This is a genomic window from Janthinobacterium sp. P210006 (assembly GCF_036231885.1).
Lineage (GTDB): Bacteria > Pseudomonadota > Gammaproteobacteria > Burkholderiales > Burkholderiaceae_D > Janthinobacterium > Janthinobacterium violaceinigrum.
This window is the reverse complement of the sequence record NZ_JAZARD010000002.1, coordinates 635,073-655,444: the sequence shown is the minus strand read 5'-3', so window position 1 is coordinate 655,444 and position 20,372 is coordinate 635,073. Positions and strand designations below refer to the sequence as shown.

General features: G+C 66.4%; 17 protein-coding genes. 6 read left to right on the top strand and 11 right to left on the bottom strand.

The window, feature by feature from the left end:
* Positions 1 to 17 precede the first annotated feature (17 nt).
* Positions 18 to 1,076 carry an ABC transporter substrate-binding protein gene (locus tag VPH41_RS11430; protein ID WP_328570077.1) on the top strand — a complete coding sequence of 353 codons (1,059 nt, stop codon included), beginning with the start codon at positions 18 to 20 and terminating at the stop codon, positions 1,074 to 1,076.
* 48 nt (positions 1,077 to 1,124) lie between these two features.
* Positions 1,125 to 2,183, top strand: coding sequence for an ABC transporter substrate-binding protein (locus VPH41_RS11425; RefSeq protein WP_328570076.1), 1,059 nt, complete (start codon positions 1,125 to 1,127; stop codon positions 2,181 to 2,183).
* 39 nt (positions 2,184 to 2,222) lie between these two features.
* On the opposite strand, the gene VPH41_RS11420 is transcribed toward VPH41_RS11425, so the two are convergent.
* Complete coding sequence (locus VPH41_RS11420; protein ID WP_264372532.1) at positions 2,223 to 2,345, bottom strand: hypothetical protein; 123 nt, start codon at positions 2,343 to 2,345, stop codon at positions 2,223 to 2,225.
* A 173-nt stretch (positions 2,346 to 2,518) separates the two neighbouring features.
* Between VPH41_RS11420 and VPH41_RS11415 the strand changes: the two genes are divergently transcribed.
* Positions 2,519 to 5,218, top strand: a complete 2,700-nt coding sequence (locus tag VPH41_RS11415; RefSeq protein WP_328570075.1) for a polysaccharide deacetylase family protein — start codon at positions 2,519 to 2,521, stop codon at positions 5,216 to 5,218.
* 2 nt (positions 5,219 to 5,220) lie between these two features.
* Positions 5,221 to 5,601 carry an immunity 22 family protein gene (locus VPH41_RS11410; RefSeq protein WP_287771796.1) on the top strand — a complete coding sequence of 127 codons (381 nt, stop codon included), beginning with the start codon at positions 5,221 to 5,223 and terminating at the stop codon, positions 5,599 to 5,601.
* Here the strand turns inward: VPH41_RS11410 and VPH41_RS11405 are convergent.
* Complete coding sequence (locus VPH41_RS11405) at positions 5,586 to 6,803, bottom strand: response regulator (protein ID WP_287771794.1); 1,218 nt, start codon at positions 6,801 to 6,803, stop codon at positions 5,586 to 5,588. The genes VPH41_RS11410 and VPH41_RS11405 overlap by 16 nt on opposite strands.
* A 94-nt stretch (positions 6,804 to 6,897) precedes the next feature.
* Between VPH41_RS11405 and VPH41_RS11400 the strand changes: the two genes are divergently transcribed.
* Positions 6,898 to 8,976: a TonB-dependent receptor gene (locus VPH41_RS11400; RefSeq protein ID WP_328570074.1), complete on the top strand. Its 2,079-nt coding sequence runs from the start codon at positions 6,898 to 6,900 to the stop codon at positions 8,974 to 8,976.
* Positions 8,977 to 9,041: 65 nt separating this feature from the next.
* Positions 9,042 to 9,587 (top strand): RNA 2'-phosphotransferase, encoded by a 546-nt coding sequence (locus VPH41_RS11395; protein ID WP_328570073.1) that lies wholly within the window; start codon positions 9,042 to 9,044, stop codon positions 9,585 to 9,587.
* Between the two features lie 31 nt (positions 9,588 to 9,618).
* Here VPH41_RS11395 and VPH41_RS11390 read toward each other — a convergent pair whose 3' ends face one another.
* The 9 genes from VPH41_RS11390 to VPH41_RS11350 all read right to left on the bottom strand — a co-directional run bounded on the left by VPH41_RS11390 (position 9,619) and on the right by VPH41_RS11350 (position 20,189).
* A complete protein-coding gene (locus VPH41_RS11390; RefSeq protein ID WP_328570072.1) occupies positions 9,619 to 10,470 on the bottom strand; it encodes an aldo/keto reductase in 852 nt (283 codons plus the stop codon).
* 92 nt (positions 10,471 to 10,562) lie between these two features.
* Positions 10,563 to 11,777, bottom strand: a complete 1,215-nt coding sequence (locus VPH41_RS11385) for a PepSY-associated TM helix domain-containing protein (RefSeq protein WP_328570071.1) — start codon at positions 11,775 to 11,777, stop codon at positions 10,563 to 10,565.
* Entirely contained in the window at positions 11,777 to 14,245 is a 2,469-nt protein-coding gene (locus tag VPH41_RS11380; protein WP_328570070.1) for a TonB-dependent siderophore receptor, read from the bottom strand. The genes VPH41_RS11385 and VPH41_RS11380 overlap by 1 nt, the downstream gene beginning before the upstream one ends.
* Before the next feature lie 114 nt (positions 14,246 to 14,359).
* Positions 14,360 to 15,355: a FecR domain-containing protein gene (locus VPH41_RS11375; RefSeq protein ID WP_328570069.1), complete on the bottom strand. Its 996-nt coding sequence runs from the start codon at positions 15,353 to 15,355 to the stop codon at positions 14,360 to 14,362.
* Entirely contained in the window at positions 15,352 to 15,861 is a 510-nt protein-coding gene (locus VPH41_RS11370; RefSeq protein WP_328570068.1) for a sigma-70 family RNA polymerase sigma factor, read from the bottom strand. Before VPH41_RS11370 ends, VPH41_RS11375 begins: the two co-directional genes overlap by 4 nt.
* 129 nt (positions 15,862 to 15,990) lie before the next feature.
* A complete protein-coding gene (locus VPH41_RS11365) occupies positions 15,991 to 17,118 on the bottom strand; it encodes a HupE/UreJ family protein (protein ID WP_328570067.1) in 1,128 nt (375 codons plus the stop codon).
* Positions 17,115 to 18,326, bottom strand: coding sequence for a tetratricopeptide repeat protein (locus VPH41_RS11360; protein WP_328570066.1), 1,212 nt, complete (start codon positions 18,324 to 18,326; stop codon positions 17,115 to 17,117). Before VPH41_RS11360 ends, VPH41_RS11365 begins: the two co-directional genes overlap by 4 nt.
* 87 nt (positions 18,327 to 18,413) lie before the next feature.
* The gene (locus VPH41_RS11355) at positions 18,414 to 18,659 is read right to left on the bottom strand and encodes a hypothetical protein (RefSeq protein WP_152280783.1); all 246 of its coding nucleotides are present in this window, start codon (positions 18,657 to 18,659) and stop codon (positions 18,414 to 18,416) included.
* Positions 18,660 to 18,677: 18 nt separating this feature from the next.
* Positions 18,678 to 20,189, bottom strand: a complete 1,512-nt coding sequence (locus VPH41_RS11350) for a DUF4331 domain-containing protein (protein WP_328570065.1) — start codon at positions 20,187 to 20,189, stop codon at positions 18,678 to 18,680.
* Between the last annotated feature and the right edge of the window lie 183 nt (positions 20,190 to 20,372).

Sequence of the window (20,372 nt, the reverse complement as noted above, 5' to 3'; positions counted from 1 at the left end):
CAACCTGGAGAGACAAGATGAGCAATAACAACGCACTCGACACCCTGTGGTACACGCGCTGCCCCGTCCCGACGGGCCTGGGGATAGCCTTGCAGCAGGGCTGGCTGGAAGAGGCCTTGCGCGCCGACGGCACCAGCTTGCGCTCCTTGCGCGAATCGGAGCAGGAAGCCGTGCGCGAATCGCATTTCGACCATACCCTGCAAAATTCCGTGCGCCACGGCGGCAATATCCCCGCCCTGTGGGCGCGCGCGGCGGGACGCGAGACGCGCGTGATCGGCCTGTCGTGGTCGGACGAGACGCAGCTGATACTGACCTTGCCCGGCAGCGGCATCGCCACGGTGCGCGATTTGAAGGGCCGGCGTTTCGGCTTGCCCCTGTGGGCCAAGGCGCAGATCGATTTTGCGCGCGCGCAAGCGTTGCGGGGGCTGGAAAATGCGCTGAGCCTGGAAGGGCTGACGGTTGCCGACGTGGAACTGGTCGATTATGTGGTCAACACGGGCCAGAGTGTAGCGCCGCCCGAGAAAGGCGCGGCAACGAATCTGTTCAGCGGCGCGCGGCGGGGCGGGCAAAGCCCGGAATTGCTGGGCCTCTTGCGGGGCGAGGTGGACGCGATCTTCCTGAAAGGCGCCTCGGCCGCCCAGCTGGCGCAGCAGTTCGGCTTGCACACGGTGATCGACACGGGCAGCCATCCCGAACCTTTGATCCGCGCCAACAACGGCACGCCGCGCACCCTGAGCGTCGATGCGCACTTGCTGGACAATCATTTTTCTTCCGCCGTGACCCTGGTGGAGCAGGTGCTGCGGGCCGAAGCGTGGGCGCGGGGCCACGCGGACGACACGCGGCGCTTCCTCGCGCGCGAATCGAATGCCAGCGAGCACTGGGTGCAAGTGGCTTACGGCAAGGATGCGCATTTGCGCCTGGATACGGACCTGGCGGAAACGTCGGTCGCGGGCTTGCAGGATTTCAGCGATTTCCTGTTTCGCTGGAACTTCTTGCCCAGCAAGGTCGACGTGCGCGCGTGGATCGACCCCCGTCCTTTCGAAGCGGCGCTGGCGCAGACGCGCCGCGCAGCCTGAGCGGGAAGCACGTCAACGGTGGCCATGCTCGATGATGAGGAGAATGCGATGCGGCGACGCACGGTGATGGGTGGGCTGGCCTTGCTGCCCCTGGCGGGAAAGGCGGCCGCGGCCGCGGTGAAAGCGACGCGGGCGCCGCCGGCGGCCCTGCGCATCGCCTCGACGGGCTTTGCGGAAAACGGCAAGGCGGAACTGGGCGGCATCGCTTACCGGGTGCAGCAGGAAGGCTGGCTGGCGCGCGAACTCAAACAGCGGGGCGTGCGGCTGGAATGGCTGCCCGTCACGGGGGATACGGGCGCCACCATGAACGAAGCGTTCGCCAGCGGGCGCATCGACATGGCCGCGTATGGCGACTTGCCGTCCGTGATACTGAACGCTGGCGGCGTGCGCACGCAGGTGATCGTGCCGGCGGGGCGGGGCACGGACCAGTTCCTGCTGGTGCCCACCGGTTCGCGCGCCACGTCGCTGGCGGACCTGAAGGGCAAGCGTATCAGCGTGCACCGGGGCCGGCCGTGGGAACTGGGCTTGCGCCAGCTGATCGCCGACCAGCGCATGTCGCCCACGGATTTTCGGCTGATTAATATGGACTTGAAACCGGGCACGGCGGCCCTGGCCACGGGCGCCGTCGATGCCTTGTTCATGATCAATGGCTATCCGCTGGAAGACAAGGGCATCGGCCGCATCATCTGGTCCAGCAAGGGCTTGCCAGAGAGAAAAATGCGGGCGGAACTGTGGGCGCGGCGCGACTTTACGCAAGCCCATCCCGACATCGCGGAACTGGTGGCCACGGCCTGGCTGCGGGCCCAGCACTGGGCGGCGCTCGACGGCAACCGCGAAGCCGTGATCAAGGATGGCACGCGCAACGGCACGCCCGACAGCGTGGTGCGGCGCAGCTACGACGATCCCGGCCTGCAGTGGAAGGAACGCTGGTCGCCCCTGTACGACGATGCCGTGTACCGCCATTACCGCAGGGTACTGGCGTTTGCGCAGGAACAAAAGCTGATCCGCCAGCCGTTGACGGCGGAAGAGTTGCTGGAACCGCGTTTCGTGGCGGCGGGCTTGAAAAAACTGGGGCTGGCCAGTTACTGGGAGCCGGCCAAGGTGTAGTGCAGCAAGAGGAGGGGGCGGTTCACTGCGGGGCGCAGCTTAGTGGGGCAGGCACACGCGCCCCACCAGTTTCACCACGCCATCGCCCGCATGCGCGCGCAATTGCAGCAGCATCAGGGCCATTCCCAGCATCAGCGCAGCGGCGCAGAGTTTCTTGTGCATCGTCTTTCCTGTTTTTATGCTCGATGGAGCTTGGTTGTCATCTTTACAGCCATATTATTGCCGAAATTCAGCGTGCGGATGAGCATTTTGCCAAGCGTGCTCTACAATTATGCATCTCGCGCATCCGCGCCATCTGAATTCTATGCATAGTATGTGAAGGGAATGACAAGCCTGTGACTTCCAAGCCGATCAAGATCGCCGCCACCGTTGTCGTGGCACTCGCCGCTGGGGCCGGCATTTATACGTACACCCGTCCGGCCGCCACCGCCACGCCGGGTACTCCCGCCAGCGCGTCCGGCAGCCAGGGCGCCGCGCCGCAGGCCGGTGCCGACACGGCCGCCGTGGCCAGCCAGTTCCGCGACCTGCTGGGCAATTTCCGCAAGATCATCGTGCTGCTGGCCGACGAGCAAAGCTTGTCCGAAGGCGCGCGCGATGAAGCCCGTAAAGTGGGGCAAGCGCTGTTCCATGAAAACCAGGAACGCATCGCCAGGCTGGACGCGGCGCTGGACCAGCTGACGGCGCCCACGAATCCGGGCCGCTTCGAAGCGCTCGACAGCCTTCTCACCTATATCGAGTCCGACCCCGGCCTGTACGACGCGGACCGCCTGGCTTTCCGCGAGCTGCTGCAAAGCATGCTGGCCGACGTGGCCAAGGATTCCTCCTTGCCAGCGATCAAGCTGCACAAGCGCATTTCGGAAGACCTCGATGCACTGGGCGAGATCGAGCGCAATTACGAGAAGGAAATCCGGCAAATCTTCGGCAACCTGGGCCAGCGCGCCATCGAACTCAAGCGCGAACGGTGGGACGACTACGTGGCGCAGCTGAAAAAGCTGTACAGCCGCGAACAGATCCTCAAGGAAAACGGCATCGTCGTGCCCTATGCAACACCGCCGGCCGGTTCCATACCCGACGCCAAGCCTGCGGCCAAGAAGGACGAGGCGGAAATCTTCGGCCTCGGCTTGCCGAAGAAAACCATCGTGCTGACCTTTGACGACGGCCCGCACCGCCGCTACACGGAAGAAATCAGCGCCATCCTGAAACAATATGGCGTGCCGGCCGTGTTCTTCAACGTGGGCCGCAACCTGGGCAGCCTGGACGCGGAAGGCCACGCCAAGCTGGGCGCCGGCGCGGAAGTGAGCCGCAAGCTGATGAAAGAAGGCTATGCCGTGGGCAACCACAGTTTCAGCCACGCCCAGCTGTCGAAACAGACGGGCGACAAGCTGAAAGGCGAAATCCTCGGTACCGACACTTTATTGAAGGCCATCAGCCCCGAGCGGGCCGCGTTGTTCCGTTTTCCATATGGCGCGCGCAACAGCGAAGGCATGGCCGCACTGGCCGATGCGCATTTGAAATCCGTGATGTGGAATATCGATTCGCTGGACTGGGCCGACCCCGTGCCCAGCTCCATCACGAACCGGGTGCTGGCATCCGTCGACAAGGCGGGACGGGGCATCGTCCTGTTCCACGACATCCATGAACGCACGGTGAAAGCCTTGCCGGCCGTGCTCGACAAGCTGATGGCCGAAGGCTATCAATTCGCGGGCTGGGATGGCACGAGTTTCCAGGTGGCGAAAAGCACGGCTCCCGCGCCCGAGAAAGTGCCCGTCACCACGGGTTACGCGAATTCCTGGGCCGTCGTGATCGGCATCGATGATTATGTGAAATGGCCGAAATTGCAATATGCGGTGCGCGATGCGCAGGGCATCCGCGAAACCCTGATCGAGAAATTCGCGTTCGCGCCCGAGCGCGTCGTGACCCTGAAAAATGGCGAAGCGACGCGCAACAATATCCTGGCCGCCTTCCACGACAAGCTGGCCCATGGCGGCGTGCAAAAGAATGACCGCATCTTCGTGTTCTTCGCGGGCCACGGCGCCACGCGCAAGCTCAGTTCCGGGCGCGACCTCGGCTATATCGTGCCTGTCGATTCCGACCCGGCCCAGTTCGCCACGGATGCGATTCCGATGACGGAAATCCAGAATATCGCGGAATCCCTGACGGCCAAGCATGCGTTCTTCGTCATGGATGCGTGCTACAGCGGCCTGGGCCTGACGCGCGGCGCCGGTTCCAGCTCCTTCCTGCGCGACAACGCCAAGCGCATCGGCCGGCAAATGCTGACGGCGGGCGGCGGCGACCAGCTGGTGGCCGATGGCGGGCCGAACGGCCACTCCGTGTTCACGTGGACCTTGCTGCAAGGCTTGGCGGGCAAGGGCGACCTGAACGGCGACGGCTTGATCACGGCCACGGAACTGGCCGCCTATGTGGCGCCGGCCGTGTCCAGCGTATCGAACCAGACGCCCGCGTTCGGCAGCCTGCCCGGCTCGGAAGGGGGCGATTTCGTCTTCGAATTGCCGGGCGAAACGGAATTCCTCAGCCCGAACACGACGCAGCTGTCGACGGAAGCCATCGCCCTCAATAGCAAGCTGGACGCCAAGCCGGCAGCGGCCAGCGTCACGGTGAAGGATTTGCAGGGCGGCGAACAGAAGATCGTCACGCCGGGCGCCGTGCCCACCTCCACGCGCCAGCTGGCGCAGCGGGCCAACGACCGGGGCTTGCAGCTGTACAAGGAGAAACAATATGCGGCGGCGGAAGCGCAATTCACGGAGGCGCTGAAATTGCGGCCCGATTTTGCGCTGGCGGCCAACAACCTGGGCTTTGTCTTCTACAAGCAGGAAAAATACCGCGAAGCGGCCCGCTGGTTTGAAAACACGGTCAAGATGGACCCGTCGCGCGCCATTGCCTACTTGAACCTGGGCGACGCGTATGCCAAGGCCGGCGACGCCGCCAAGGCGAAAGCCGCGTATAAAACCTATCTGGAACTGGCGCCGACGGCCTCGACGGCGCCGGCCGTGCGGCAAAAGATGGAAAAGCTGTAAGCATGGCCGACAGCGTGCCCATCGTCCACGTGTTTGCCTGCAGTGGCCGCTTCCCCGACTGGGAAGCGCTGCAGGCGTATCTGTCGCCCACGTACACGGACGATGGCGATGCCGTGCCGTCGCCGTTTTTCCTGGAAACGGGTCTCACGCATTACGAGCCCGCCTGCATGGAAAGCGCGATGCTGGCGGCGCCCGCGCCGCTGGCGCAGCTGCTCGATGGCGTGTCGTATGGCGACAGCTGGCTGGCGCAGGCCTGCGCAGATGGCGATGCGCAAGGCGTGCTGGCCGATACGGGCATCTGCGTGTTTGCGCCCAACCGGCTGGCGCATCCGCAGCGCTGTTCGCTGCACCACGTGGGCAGCTATGCCTACGGCGCTGACTGAGCGCCATCTTCGCGCCCTTCGTGCAATAGCTTGTTGACGCTGGCCAGCAGGCTGGTGCCCGAGGTGGTGATGAAGCGGGCGCCCGCCGCTTCCGCTTCCGTGCCGTAGCTGGCGACCGTATCTTTGCTGCAATACACGACGATGGGCAGCGCGGGCTGGACCTGCCGCACTTCGCGCACCGTGCGCACGCCCGCATCCTTGATGCGCCGGCGGTTTTCCACCCGCGCCATGTCCGTGATCAGCAGCGCATAGTGTTTCTGTTGCAGCATGGCCAGCGCTTGCCGCATCGACACGGCCTGGTCCACCTTGATGTTTTCCCGTTCCAGCTGTTCCACCAGCAAGGTATTGTTGCGCGGGTGGTCGTCCAGCCACAGCACCAGGCTCGCCGGTTTTTGCGCCGTCGGCATGCCGGCCAGGGCCGTGACGGCGGCGCCCCCGTCCGGCGGATGGGCCAGCAACAGCTGCGTGACGGCTTCCTGCATGTCGTCGAGCGACTTTTGCTGCAAGCGGCTCAGTTCCGTCACTTCGATTTCCTTGCCGCTTTCCAGGCGCACGGACTCGTTCTTGACCATGCTGTCGGCGCGCTTGATCATGATGGACAGATAGATGCGCGTGAGCAGGTAGCCGATCAAAAAACCGTGCACGGAAAAGAACAGCATGATGCCGCCCACGACGGCCATGGCCGTGGGCGTGTCGGTGTCCAGGCTGGGCGCGATGAAGGCGGCCATGCTGCGCGCGCTGCCGGGCAGGCTTTTGAGCTCGATCAAGCCCACGCCGACGATGATTTTCGTCAGCCAGTCCGATACTTCCACCAGGTTGGAATTGATTTCCATGGGCGTGGGCGTGCCCAGGAACAGGGTGTTGCTGGCGCTGCTGGCGGCCGCATCGGCCGCTGCGGCAGGTGGCTCGTCCGTGGGACGGCCCTTGGCATTCGTCCGCTCGTCGGGCGGCGCCATGTTGACGGTGCCCGAGGGCAGGGTGCGGGGGATGCCGAACAGAAATCCCAGCAGCATGCCGCTGACGCAAAAGCCCAGGCTCCATAGGAGGGCCGGCACGGCGTGGTAGTAGGGCGGCAGCAGGGCGCCCGCCAGCACGGCCAGCAAGCCCGCCAGCAGGATGAACAGCAGGATGTACGGCAGCACGTCGCGCTTGCGCACGGCGGCGGTAGTTGCTGCCTTGCCAACGCTGTCGTTCGGGTCCACGGCCGCTCCTTGAAAAATGCTGAATCCAGGCACCAACCCGCAGCGTATATAGTCCGTAGGAGCCTCTACTGACATCATAAAAACTGGAGATGCGATGCTATTGAGAAAACGCAAACTGGTGGCAGCTTGTGCACTGGCATTGTTGGGCATGGGGCGCCAGGTGGCAGCGCAGGGGCCGGCGGATGCCGCCGCAGGGGCCGAAGAAGCGCGCACCGTGCGCGTGACGGGCCACTACGACAACGCCGTCGGCACGTCGGATGCGGCCAGCCAGGGCGTCATCACGACCGAATTGATCGTCAACCGGCCCGCCTTGCGCACGGGCGAACTGCTGGAATTCGTGCCGGGGCTGATCGTTACCCAGCACAGCGGCGACGGCAAGGCCAACCAGTATTTCCTGCGCGGCTTCAACCTGGACCATGGCACGGATTTCGCCACGTATGTGGATGGCATGCCCGTCAACATGCGCACCCACGCCCATGGACAGGGCTATTCCGACCTCAATTTCCTCATTCCCGAGCTGGTGCAGCGCATCGACTACAAAAAGGGCCCGTATTTCGCGGGCGAAGGCGATTTCGCCTCGGCCGGGGCGGCGCGCATCCGCCTGGCCGACAAATTGCCGCAAGGCCAGGCCAGCATGTCCGTGGGCCAGCATGGCTATGTGCGCGGCGTGGTGGCCGATTCGGTCGCTGCCGGCCCCGGCACCTTGCTGTACGGCCTGGAAGTAAACCGCAACAATGGTCCCTGGGACGTGCCGGAACACGTGCGCAAATACAGCGGCGTGCTGCGCTACAGCCAGGGCACGGCGGACGACGGTTTCAGCGTGACGGGCATGGCCTACAAGAACAGCTGGAACGCCACGGACCAGGTGCCGCTGCGCGCCGTGGCATCGGGCCAGATCGGCCGTTTCGGCTCGCTGGCGCCCAGCGACGGCGGCGACACCTCGCGCTACAGCCTGTCGTACGCCATGCGCAAGCGCACGGAGAACCGCCTGTTCGAGTTCGACGCCTACCTGATCCGCTCGCAGCTGGAACTGAACAGCGATTTCACCTATTTCCTGGCCAATCCGGCAACAGGCGACCAATTCCAGCAGAGCGAGCGGCGCACAGTGGCGGGCGTGAATGCCAGCGAAAGCTGGAACACGGAGCTGGCGGGGTTCTCCATGCGCAACAAGCTGGGCGTGCAGGCCCGCTACGACCGGCTGTCGCCCGTGGGCCTGTACAACACGGTGGAGCGCGTCCGGCAAAGCACGGTGCGCGAAGACCGCGTACGCGAGGCCAGCATCGGCCTGTACGGTGAAAACACCGTGCAATGGCTGCCCTGGCTGCGTTCCGTGGCGGGCTTGCGCTACGACGCCTACCGTTTCAAAGTCGACAGTAGTATCGACGGCAACAGCGGCACGGCGAACGACCATGTGGTCTCGCCCAAGCTGTCATTGATTCTTGGTCCGTGGAGCAAGACGGAATTTTTTGTCAACTACGGCAAGGGGTTTCACAGCAACGATGCACGGGGCACGACGCAGACGCGCTTGCCCGACGGCACGCCATCGGCGCCCGTCACGCCCCTGGTGCCGACGAAAGGCGTAGAACTGGGGGCGCGCACGGAATGGCTGCCGGGCCTGCAAAGCTCGCTGGCCTTGTGGCGCCTCGATATCGCGTCCGAACTGCTGTTCGTGGGCGACGCAGGCGAAACGGAACCGAGCCGCGCCAGCCGCCGCCACGGCATCGAATGGAACAACCATTACATTGCCGCGCCATGGCTGCTGTTCGACCTGGACCTGGCCGCCTCGCGTTCGCGCTACACGCAAGATGACCCGGCAGGCAATTTCATTCCCGGCTCGATCGACAAGGTGGCTTCGTTCGGCATGACCGTGACGGACCAGGGGCCATGGTCGGGCGCCTTCCAGCTGCGCTACTTCGGCCCCCGTCCTTTGATCGAAGACAATAGCGTGCGTTCCGCCTCGACGACGTTGGCGTACGCGCGAGTGGCGTATCAGCTCAACCGCAGGACGCGGCTGTCGCTCGACGTGTTCAACCTGTTCAACAAACGGGCCAGCGACATCGATTATTACTACGCGTCGCGCCTGCCCGGCGAAGCGCAGGAGGGCGTGAACGACCGGCATTTTCATCCCGTGGAACCCCGTTCCGCGCGCCTGACCTTGTCATATGCGTTTTAAAAGAGGTAGACTGCGCCATGGCGCCCGCTGTGGGCGCCTGTAGTTACCCATAATAACAAGATTGAATGACAGATAATTTAGTACACACCAGCAAATTCCTTTCCCTCATATTGCGCCACGCGCCTGAAAAAATCGGCCTCGCGCTCGATCCCCAGGGCTGGGCCGACATCGGCCAGCTGCTGGCCCAGGCGGCCCGGCATGGCCGCCGCCTTTCCCGTGAACAATTAGATGACGTGGTGGCGCGCGACAGCAAGACGCGCTATGCGATCAGCGCCGACGGCTTGCGCATCCGCGCCAACCAGGGCCACTCCTTGGCCGCCGTCGATATCGCTCTGCCGCCCGCCACGCCGCCCGCCATGCTGTACCACGGCACGGCCAGCCGTTTCGTCGAGGCGATCCGCGCCGGCGGCCTGCTGCCCGGATCGCGCAATCACGTGCACCTGTCGAGCAACCGCGAAACGGCCGTGGCCGTGGGTGGGCGCCACGGCAAGCCCGTCGTGCTGACGGTGGATGCTGCCGCCATGCAGGCGCACGGCCACGTCTTCTACGTGTCGGACAATGGCGTGTGGCTGGCGGACGCCGTGCCGCAGGCCTTCATCGCTTTTCCCTGACGAGGGGACGGACTGCCCCGGCCGCGCGGGCTCAGATATCGAGCTTGCGTGCCGCCATCCACTGGACGATGGCCGGGTCGCGGTGCGAAAAGAAGCTGCTGGTGCCCGTTTCCAGGGTGGCGATGGCGGCCATGTCCGCTTCGTCCAGGTCGAAATCGTCGATCGCCAGGTTTTCCGCCATGCGCTCGGGGCGCACGGTCTTGGCCAGCACGGCGATGCCCCGGTGCGTCAGCCAGCGCAGCACCACCTGGCCCACGGACTTGCCGTGCCTGGCGGCGATGCCCAGCAGCAGTTCGTTTTGGAACAGCTGGTTGCGGCCTTCGGCGAACGGCGCCCATGCCTGCGGCTGCACGCCGTGTTCAAGCATGAAGGCCACGCTGTCCGCCTGCTGGTGGAAGGGGTTGATCTCGATCTGGTTGACGGCGGGCGCGACGTCATTGAAGGCGATGAGGTCCATCAGGCGGTCCGTGTGGAAATTGCTCACTCCGATGGCGCGCAGCTTGCCGCTGCGATACGCGTCCTGCATGGCGCGCCACGATCCGTGCACGTCGCCGAACGGCTGGTGGATCAGGTACAGGTCCAGGTAATCGAGCTGCAAACGCTGCAGCGAATCGTCGATCGCTTGCGTGGTGCGCTCGTAGCCCGTGTGCTGCACCCACAGCTTGCTGGTGACGAACAGCTCCTCGCGCGCCACGCCGCCGCGGGCGATGCCCCGGCCGACGGCGGCCTCGTTCAGGTAGGACGCGGCCGTATCGATCAGGCGGTAGCCGGACGCGATGGCCTCGATGACGCTGCGCTCGCATTCGGCGGGGTCCGGGATCTGGAAGACGCCGTAGCCGGCGACGGGCATGACGATGCCGTTATTCAGGGTGACGCGGTCCATGGCAAGCTCCTTCGGTAATAGACAGCAGCTACTCTACGGCCTAATCCACCCGCTGATAAGCGGCTGGAACCGGCATGGCCTCATTAGCCGTGCTAATGAATGAGGGCTTTTGCCCTGGCTTGCCCCTGGCGCTTGCGGCGCCAGACCAGCACGCCCGTCACGCTCAGGCCCGCCACCAGCACGCCCATGGCGCAGATGAACAGTTTGAAAGGCCAGCCCCACATCGAGGCCATGTGCAGGGCACTGATCCAGCTGCGGATGGTGTCGCCGCTGGCGGCGCCCGTGGGCAGCCACGCGGCCAGCTGCCGGCCGCTGGCCGCATCGAAAAAGACCGTGGTCAGGCCCTTGTGGGCGCGCACGTCGCGGCTGCTGCGCACGTGGTAGCTGTACACGCCCAGTTCGCGCTCATACGCGAGCGCGTTTTCCTCGATGATGTCAAACGCGTGCCGGTGCGCCAGTTCGTTCATCAGCAGGCGGCCCTGCGCGCGCGCGGCCGGCCAATCCAGCTGCGGCCCTGGCGACGGCGCGTGCCGCGCCACGATTTCCTCGGCCCCCTGGTGCGGGAACAGCGGTTGCATCACGGCCGCATACACGCCGTACAGGTTGAAGGCGACGCCGCTCCAGGCAAACACCAGCAGCATGGCCCACAGCCACAGGCCGCCCGCGCGGTGCAGGTCGAACACCAGTTTATAGCTGCCGCCTTGGCGGCGCAGCAGCCACGAAGGACGCCAGCGCAGCAGCCACGGCTTGCTGCCGGGCGAGCGTTTTTTCAGGCGTGCGGGGAAGGTCAGGGCGGCGCCGATGAAGCAGTCGACGGTCCACAGGATGGCGATCAGGCCGAACACGAGCAAGCCCGTATCGCCCAGCGCCAGCGCATAGTGCAGGCGCTCGATGAAGGGCAGCAGGTTGATGGCGCCCTGGCCGATATCGCCCCACTGGCGCTGGCCCAGCAGCGCGCCTGTGTACGGATCGACGAACACTTCGTTGCCGGCCAGCGGCGCGTCGCCTGACGGGCGCAGGTAGAACTGCATGCTGCGGCCGGACGGCGCGGACAGGGGCGCGTACGTGACGCTCGCCTGCGGGAAGCGCGCGGCGACGGACGCGCGCAGCTGCAGGGCGTCGAGCGGCGCGGCGCCGGGCGCGGGCGGCGCCACGCGGAAGACGGCGGGCAGCAGGGCCGCCTCCAGTTCATCCTTCCACGCCAGCGCGCTGCCCGTGACGCCGGCCACGATGAGGAAGCCGGCCATCAGCAGGCCCGCGTAGCGGTGCATGGCCGCCAGCGCGGGCCGCATGTGCAGCGCCGGCATCAGAACCTGTACATGGCGCTGACGTTGGCCGTGCGTTCGGCATTGCGGTAGCACAGGCCCGGCAGGTAGCCGCAGTCATACAGGGTCTGCTTGTTCAGCACATTGTTGACGTTGAGGGAAAACTGCCAGGGCCCGCGCGACACGCCCAGCGCCGCATCCCACTGCGTCAGGCCGCCATTGCGGATGTTCAGGTTGTCGCCGTCCGAATTGGAGCGCATGGCGCCCAGGAAGCGCATGCCCAGCGCCGCATACGCGGGCAGGGCCTCGCCCATGTTGAACGACTGGCGCGCCCAGGCCGAGGCGCTGTGGCGCGGCGCGCCCGGCTGCTGCAGGCCCAGGTCGCCGTTATTGCTCTTCGTCACTTCCGTGTCGAGGTAGGTGTACTGGGCGATCAGGCTCAAATGGCTGGCCAATTCCGTGCGCGCTTCCAGTTCCACGCCGCGCGCCTTGACTTGCCCCGTCTGCAGCAGGAAGCCCGGGTTGCCGATGTCGGACGTGGAGACATTGTCGCGCACCAGGTCGAACACGGCGGCCGTGTAGCTGGCGCGCTGGCCCGCGGGCTCGTAGCGCACGCCCGCTTCCAGCTGCTTGCCGCGCGACGGTTTCAAGGCACCGCCGCCCGCCATCGTGCCCAGTTCGGGCGAGAACGAGCTGGCGTAGCTGACGTACGGCGCCCAGCCGCCATCGAACAGGTAGACGGCGCCCAGGCGGCCCGTGGTGGCCGATGGCGACTGGTGGTAATCGGGTTTGACGGTGCCGCTGGCCAGGTCGATGACGTCGCGCGATTGCGTGGCCTTGTCGCGGCGCAGGCCGGCCGTCACTACCCAGCGCTCCCATTTCAATTGATCCTGCGCGTACAGGCCCAGCTGGCGCGACGGGGCGTCCGCGCGGGTCGGTGTTTTTGACGGCAGCAGCGGCTGCTTGCCGTACACGGGGCGGTACAGGTCGAGCGGTTCGACAAAGCCTTTCTGGTAGCGGTATTCATCCGTGTTGCGGATATGGGCGTAATCGACGCCCAGCAGCACCTGGTGCGCCAGGGCGCCCGTGGCGAAGCGCGCCTGCAGCTGCGTGTCGGCGAACAGGCTTTTCGAATCCGTGTCGACGGGCCAGAAATAGCGCTCCACCGTGCCGTCGTCGTTCAGGCCGCCGGGGAACATGTCCGTGCGGTCGTTGTTCAGGCGCGTGTAGCGCAGGTTCTGGCGCAGCGACCAGGTGTCGTTGAACGCATGCTCGAACTCGTAGCCCAGCATGGTGTTGCGGCGCTTGAAGCGGTTGTCGTCGCCCATCAGGTTGACCCTGGGGTCCACCTGGCCTCGCGGGCCCGGCTGCAGCAGCTGGTTCGGGAATGCGTACTGCTGGTTGTCCTTCTCGTAGCGGGCCAGCAGGGTCAAGCGGGTGGCGGGACCCGCCTGCCATGTGAGCGAGGGGGCAACATACAGGCGGTTGTCGCGGTCGTGGGCCAGCCGCGTCCGGGCTTCGCGGCCCAGCATGACGATCCGCCAGGTCCATGCGCCGGGCGCATCGAGCGCGCCGCCCACGTCGGCCTTCAGCTGGCGGCGCTGGTAGCTGCCGTATTCCACGCCCACTTCGCGCACGGCGTCCGCGCTGGGACGCTTGCTGACGGCGTTGACCATGCCGCCCGGCGGTATCTGCCCGTACAACACGGAGGCGGGGCCGCGCAGCACTTCCAGGCGCTCCAGCCCATATGGCTCGATGGAAGCGCCAAAGGTGCGGCCCGAATTGCGCAAGCCGTCCTGCAGGATGCCCGTCGTCTCGATGGTGAAACCGCGCAGCAGCGAGGAATCGTCGCTGCCCAGCGGGCGCTGGTTCGGCGTCACGCCGGCCGTGTAGCGCAGGGTTTCATCGAGCGATTCGGCATTGCGGTCGCTGATTTCATCGGCCGTGACGACGGACACGGATTGCGGGTTTTCATTGAGGGCCGTATCCGTCTTGGTGGCCGAGGCGGCGCGCCGCGCCACATAGCCGCGCACGGGACCGGTGGCCGTCTCGCGGTCGGCAGCGGCACTGATGGTGATGGCGGGCAGGGTGGCGCTGGCCTGCGCCGGTGCGCCCGGCTGCGGCTGCGTGGCCTCGGCCCGCAGCGCATACGCGCCATTGGCGCCGTCGACCACGCGCACGCCCTGGCCGCGCAGCAGTTCCTCGAAGCCCTGGCGCACGGTATAGCTGCCCGCCAGGCCGGCGCTGCGCTTGCCCTGCAGGAGGGCGGCATCGGCCGACAGTTCCACGCCGGCCGCGCTGGCGAACGTGGTCAGGACCCGCTCCAGCGGCCCCGCGGGGATCGCGTACTGGCGCTTGACTTGCGTATTCTCAAGCGCCTGGGCGCGGGCGGCAGGGGCCGCGATGGCCAGGGTTCCCGCCGCGGCGCCTGCCAGGAACAGGGTCTGGATGGCGGCGGCAAGGGGAAACGGACGCAGTTTGCGGGCGGGCGCGGTGGAGCGGTGGGGCATGGTGCATATCCTTGGGAATGGGGAGAAAAATTTTGTTCTTCCCGTATTCCGAACGAAAAGCAAAAACCCTCAACGGTTTTTCACTTATTTTGAATTTATTTTTGACGGTGCCGTTCAAGAGGCGGGGCGCGGCCCCACACTGACCCAGTAGCGCGTGCGGTAGGCCAGCTGCACGGGCAGGCTGGCGGCCAGGTTGGCCAGCGAGCGGTCCGTATCGCTCAGGGAAAACACGCCCGTCACGCGCAGGCCGGCGACGGACTCGTCGCAGCGCAGCACGCCATGGCGGTAGCGCCCCAGCTCCGCCAGCAGCTCGCCCAGCGGCATGCGCTCGGCCACCAGGCTGCCATGCGCCCAGGCGGCGGCGCTGTCTTCCACCGTGCCGATATCGTGCACGGCGTGGCGCGTATAGCCGGCGCGCTGGCCCGCCTGCAGGTGCACGGGCGCGGCGCCGTCCTGCGACGGCTGCAGGGCCACGGCGCCCTGGAACACGGCCACGCGGCTGGCGCCATCGCCGAGGCGCACGGAAAAGCGCGTGCCCAGCGCCGTGGCCGTGCCTTGCGGCGTTTCCACCAGCAGCGGACGATAGACTGCCGCCGCTTCGTGCGCGCTGGTGACGAGGAGGGCGCCCGCGCGCAGCATGATGCGCCGCTCGCCGGCGCCGTAGCGCACGTCGATGGCGCTGGCCGTGTCCAGCACCAGCTGCGTGCCGTCGGCCAGCACGATGGCGCGCGTCTCGCCAACAGCCGTGCGGTAGTCGCTGGCGGTGCGCTGCCACAGCGGCGAGTCGTGCGCCAGCAGCGCCGTGCCGCCGCCCGCCGCGATCAGGCCCAGCAGCTGCAAGACGCGCCGGCGGCCGGTGGCACGGGGCGGAACGGGCGCCAGCGCGCCGCGCGCCGCATCGCGCGGCAAGGCTTCGAATTGCTGGGTGAAGCGCTGCAGCCGGGCCCAGGCCCGCTCGTGTTCGGGGTGGGCGGCGCGCCAGGCGGCGCAGGCGTCGGCATCGGCCGCGCTGGCGTCTTCCGCCCACAGCCGCGCCATCCATTCGGCGGCGCGCTGCAGCACGGCGGGGGCGATGGGCGCGCCGTCAGGCTGGAAGTGCGCGCTGCTCATGCGCATTGCGCCATGCAGCAGGCCAGCAGCGCGCGGGCGATGTATTTTTCCACGGACGAGACGGACACGCCTAGGCGCGCGGCGATGTCCGCGTAGCCCATGCCTTCGAGTTTGCACAGCAGGAAGGCGTCGCGCACCTTGGGCGGCAGGCTGGCCAGGATGGCGTCGATCTCCAGCAGCGCCTCGACGATCAGCGCGCGCATTTCCGGCGTGGGTGCGGCCGCTTCCGGCTGCGCCGCGATGGCGTCCGCGTAGGCCGCCTCGATATGCCGGCGGCGGAACAGGTCCACCACCAGGCCGTTGGCGATCTGCGCCAGGTGCTGGCGCGATTCCCCGGGTTCGGGCGCGCGGCCCCGCGAAAGGATGCGCAGATACGTGTCGTGCGCCAGGTCGGCCGCATCGAAGGCATTGCCCAGCTTGCGGCGCAGCCAGCCCTGCAGCCAGCCATGGTGGTCGCTGTAGAGCACTTCGATTTGCCGGTGCAGTTCCAGTTCGGGGCGTAGCATGCAACCTTTCCATGCCATGTTCCGCGGGACGGCGTGGCCTTGATGCGATTGAGAATTGTTCGTATTGTAGCCCGATTGCCGGTACTTGTGGCCCGGCAGTGGCGGTCCAGCAACGCTCCCAAGCAGCCGTCAGGCGGAAATCAGCTTGATATCGGCAATTCTCTCCACCAGCCACACGGCGGCCACCACGGCGATGGCCAGCGAACCGACGGTCAGCACCTGCCGGTACAGCCAGGTCTTGCGCAGCAGCCAGGCGATGGGCAAAAACGCGGCGACGATGGCCAGCTGGCCGATTTCCACGCCCACGTTGAAGCCGAACAGGCTGGCCAGCAGTGAGCCTTGCGGCAAGCCCAGGTCGCGCAGCACGCTGGCAAAGCCGAAACCGTGGATCAGGCCAAAGGCGAAGGCGGCCACGGGGCGCTTGCCGCGGAACAGGGGCAGCAGATTGTTCAGCGCGGCCAGGATCACGGACGCGGCGATGGCTGATTCCACCCAGCGCGACGGCAGCGACACGAGCGACAGGCTGGCCAGGGTCAGGGTGATGGAATGGGCGAGCGTGAATGCCGTGACGACCTTCAGCACGTCATAGAACGCCGCCCGCAAGCCTTGCTGCTGGTCGCGCAAGTCCGGCAGCAGCACGGCCGGCAGCAGCAGCGACAGCAAAAACAGAATATGGTCGTAGCCGATCCAGATATGCCAGATGCCATGTTTGACGTAGGCGCCGAACTGGGCCAGGCGGTTGGGCGCGGCCAGCGACATCGTCTGGCGGGGGCTGTCCGGGTCGAAGATGGCCGTCTGCGTGGCGCCGCCGCTGTCGATCTTGAGCAGCCCCTTGTGCTGCGGGTCCAGGTCGGCGAACAAGGTGTAGCCGATGCTTAAGGTGGCTGGCGCGGCGTTGCCGGGGCAGGTAGCCGTAAAGCGCAGCACGTTGTAGGCACCGTCCGTATGGTTGTCGATCAGCTGCTCGACGGCTTTCAACGGGCACACGCCCTGGTCGCTGGCCACCTGCAGGCGCTGCAGCGCATAGGCGGCGATGGCCTCGTGGCGCGCGCGGATCTCGTCCCACGTCAGCGCGCCGTCGCCATTGCCGTCCAGGCCGATGGCGAAATCGAGGTCGCGCAGCGCGATATCCCACTGGCCGTCGATCTGCTGGCCATGCACGGACAGACTCAGGTAGCTGTCGCTGGGCTTGTGCGCCTGCGCGGGTGCTAGCCACGCGCACAGCAGGAACAGGCACAGGGCGAGGCGGGCGTTCACAGCACACCTGCCTTTTGCGCGGCGCTGATTTTCGCGCCATCCTGAGGGCCCAGCTGCCGGACGAGGCGCTGCAGGGCCGTGTCTTCCACGCCGTTGGCGGCGATCCAGGCCAGCACGGGCTGGGCTGCGCCGTAGTTGCGCGCCGCCAGGGCCGCTTCGAGCAGGATGCGCATGTCCGGCACTTCCTTCTGGATGGCCCAGTTCTGCTGCGCCAGTTGCAGGGCAGCGGGGATATCCTGCTGCAGGAACAGGGCGAAACGGGCTTGCTCGCGCTGGTGCACGGTGTCGCCGCGCTGCATGGCGGCGCGGAAGCGGGCCGCCAGTTCCGCTTTCGCGGCCAGGAATGCCGTTTGCCGGCCGGGCAGCGCCTGCAGGGCCAGCGCATGGCGCAGCAGCAGGGCGTCGATGCGCTGCTGGTCTTGCAGCAGCTTGACGACGTCCTGCGGGCGCTGCTGGTCGAGCAGGAAATCCGTGTAGGCGCCCAGCAGGTAGCTGTCGCGCGGCTGCTGCGCCAGCGCTTTTTTGTAGCGGGCCTCGGCCAGCGCCGTTTCGCCGCGCCGCGTGGCCATTTCCGCCAGCAGGGTCAGTGCCCAGCTTTCCAGTCCGGGCGCGGCGCCCGCACTCCTTTGCAGGGTCAGGTCCAGCAGGCGCTCGCTGGTGGCGGCGCGGCCCGTGACGCTGGCCACGTTGGCAATGCAGGTGACGGTGACGAGCTGGGTGGTGAGCGCCGACAGGCGCGCGCAGGCGGCCGTTGCCTTCGCGTAGTCGCCCTGCACGGTGAGCACGGTGGCGCGCGTCAGCCAGGCCTGGCCATTTGCCGGTTCCTGGGCGATGACGGCGTCGAGGTCTTGCAGGGCGGGGCCGAACTGGTGGGTGCTTTGCAAAATGGTGGCGCGCAGCAGGCGCACGGGCAGGGGCGCCGCCGCCTGCCGCCACCAGGGCGCCAGCGCCGCCTGCGCATAGCCCAGGTAGCGGGGATCCGTCTCGCTGCGCGCCAGGGCAATGTAGCGCTGGGCCAGGCCCGTGGCCAGGCCCAGGTCGCCCGGCGTGGCGTTGAGTTGCTGGCGCAGGCCGCGCAGGGCGATCTGCGTGGCGTCGGCGCGGCGCGGCAGCTGTTCGATGACGGTGCCGCCATCCTTCGGCGTGTAGGGCGCGGCCCATGCCAGCAAGGGCAGGCAGGCGCACAGCAGGGAAATCGGTGTTTTCATCGTGGACGCCGTCGATGGTGGAGTGGGGCGGCAAGGGCGGGGCGCCGGAGAACGCTGTCTCCGGCGCCCGCACTTGCTGACTGCGCGTTACAGCGGCACGGGCTCCGTATTTTCCGGAGACGTCGCCATGATGGCGTCGATGGCGACGCCGTCCTTGTCATCGCTGGTGGTCAGGATGACGTTGCTGACGGCCACATAGAAGGCGTCGAGCAAGACCACGGGCGGGGGATTGACGCCGCCGTTATCGCCGCCGTGGCTGCTACTGCCGCCGCCACCGCAGCCGGCCAGCAGGGCCGTGAGCGCCAGGGCGCTGATTGCATACAGTTTTTTCATCGCGTTCTCCTGTCGGGCTTACATTTGCGGCGAACCGGCCACGGGCGTTTTCAGATAGGGGAAGCCTGCCGTGAAGTAGGTTTCGTCGAGGAAAGCGCCATCCGTGAAATGCAGGCCGCCGGCGGGTGCATCGGCAGGGGCGCAGCCGATGTTCAGCGTGCACAGCTTGCCCATGGCCACGCGCAGCACCACGTCGACCACGTCGTCGCCGGGGCGCCGGCCGTTCGGGAAGCCCGCATTGTCGCCGCCGATCACGCCCAGGCGGTTTTGCCCGCCGACGGCCGTGGCGGCAATCGAGGTATTCAGGCGCAGCATTTCAGAGGCCACCACCGTCACAGGCTGGTTCACGCCCTTGATGCCCGTGAGGAAGGTGGCCACCAGGTCATTGCGGGGGAAGTTGGTGGGCGCCTTGGCGCCTGCCGAGCCGAACAGCACTTCCACCAGGGCCGGCGCCGTCGGGTTGGTGACGTAGTCGGCAAATTGCGCATCGCCCGACGGTTTGCTGGCGTTGAAGCGGTCCTTGTCCTTCAGGCCGATCACCAGTTCATTCACCAGCGGCATACCCAGGCGCGACACTTGCACCCACGCGCCGCCTTCCTTCGACGCCGTGGTGGTAGTCCCGGGCGCCGGATTCAGCAGGCGGCCCTGGCGCAGGCTGGCCGTGGTCCAGCCGCCGATGACGGGGTCGCTGCCCGCCGTCAGGCAGGCTGTCGGCACTTCCATCTCGATGGCCGTGACGTTTTTCCGGGCCAGGTCATCCTTGGCGGCCGACTCCGCATTTGCGGCAAACTCCGTGGCGGGTGCCTTGATGTTAATCAAGTCGAACGTTTCGCCCAGGTTCACGACGAACGGGTCCTTGCGCTGGCCAACGAACATGCGGGCCGGCGTGGCGCAGCCGGGGATGTTGACCGTGTAGACGTGCTGCGCGGCATACGCGGCATAGTTGGGGATGGCCTTGTTGCCGATGTTGTCGACGGGCTTGTCGAACGTCGTGCCGCCGCCCGTGGCATTGGTGACGCTGCTGCGCGTGCCCGTGCGGCGGTCGCCCCGCACCACCGTCACGCTGTAGGTTTCGCGCACGTTCAGGCCGGCCGGATTGACCGTGTCGATGGCGCCGCCGTTGATGACGAGCGGAATCGAGACTTTCTTGCCGCCCACGGTGAACTGGCCATCCTTGATGGTGTTGGTGAAGCGGAACTGGAAGGTGAGGTCTTCCTTGCCGTCGCCATTGTTGTCGATGTGGATTTCGTACAGGGCGTTGGGATCCATGGCGAAGTAATTCGGGCCGCCATACGCGTCCTGCAGGGGAATATAGTCGGCCACCAGCGTGGTGTAGGCGCCGCGGCCCGCTTCATAGCTGCGGAACATATAGAAGTCGGTGGCGTCGACTTTCGGGTTTTGCGTGATGAATGGCGCTTCGCGGTGGCTGGAAGCATGGGCGGCTGGCGCGAGGGCCAAAGTGAAAGATACGGCCAGCAGGTTGCCCAGGAGGGCGGTGCCCAGTGCGGTTCTCGAATGGTACAAAGACATGTCGATTCTCCCTGAATTGTTATGCGCAGTGGCAGGACTTGCGGAAATTACGGGGCTGCATCACTTGTACGGGGCGCCAGCACGATCAGATTCAATTCCCCACAATTTATTTTTTGGTAGCGGAATGAACGGCCGTCGATCGTCAGGGGCTGGCGCACGCAGTCGAATCTACGCGCGTATTGC

Bases quoted from the DNA above. Each gene is read 5' to 3' on its own strand.
- VPH41_RS11430 (WP_328570077.1), top strand. From the start codon at position 18: ATGAGCAATAACAACGCACTCGACACCCTGTGGTACACGCGCTGCCCC.
- VPH41_RS11425 (WP_328570076.1), top strand. From the start codon at position 1,125: ATGCGGCGACGCACGGTGATGGGTGGGCTGGCCTTGCTGCCCCTGGCG.
- VPH41_RS11420 (WP_264372532.1), bottom strand. From the start codon at position 2,345: ATGCACAAGAAACTCTGCGCCGCTGCGCTGATGCTGGGAATGGCCCTG.
- VPH41_RS11410 (WP_287771796.1), top strand. From the start codon at position 5,221: ATGGCCGACAGCGTGCCCATCGTCCACGTGTTTGCCTGCAGTGGCCGC.
- VPH41_RS11400 (WP_328570074.1), top strand. From the start codon at position 6,898: ATGCTATTGAGAAAACGCAAACTGGTGGCAGCTTGTGCACTGGCATTG.
- VPH41_RS11395 (WP_328570073.1), top strand. From the start codon at position 9,042: ATGACAGATAATTTAGTACACACCAGCAAATTCCTTTCCCTCATATTG.
- VPH41_RS11390 (WP_328570072.1), bottom strand. From the start codon at position 10,470: ATGGACCGCGTCACCCTGAATAACGGCATCGTCATGCCCGTCGCCGGC.
- VPH41_RS11385 (WP_328570071.1), bottom strand. From the start codon at position 11,777: ATGCCGGCGCTGCACATGCGGCCCGCGCTGGCGGCCATGCACCGCTAC.
- VPH41_RS11380 (WP_328570070.1), bottom strand. From the start codon at position 14,245: ATGCCCCACCGCTCCACCGCGCCCGCCCGCAAACTGCGTCCGTTTCCC.
- VPH41_RS11375 (WP_328570069.1), bottom strand. From the start codon at position 15,355: ATGAGCAGCGCGCACTTCCAGCCTGACGGCGCGCCCATCGCCCCCGCC.
- VPH41_RS11370 (WP_328570068.1), bottom strand. From the start codon at position 15,861: ATGCTACGCCCCGAACTGGAACTGCACCGGCAAATCGAAGTGCTCTAC.
- VPH41_RS11360 (WP_328570066.1), bottom strand. From the start codon at position 18,326: ATGAAAACACCGATTTCCCTGCTGTGCGCCTGCCTGCCCTTGCTGGCA.
- VPH41_RS11355 (WP_152280783.1), bottom strand. From the start codon at position 18,659: ATGAAAAAACTGTATGCAATCAGCGCCCTGGCGCTCACGGCCCTGCTG.
- VPH41_RS11350 (WP_328570065.1), bottom strand. From the start codon at position 20,189: ATGTCTTTGTACCATTCGAGAACCGCACTGGGCACCGCCCTCCTGGGC.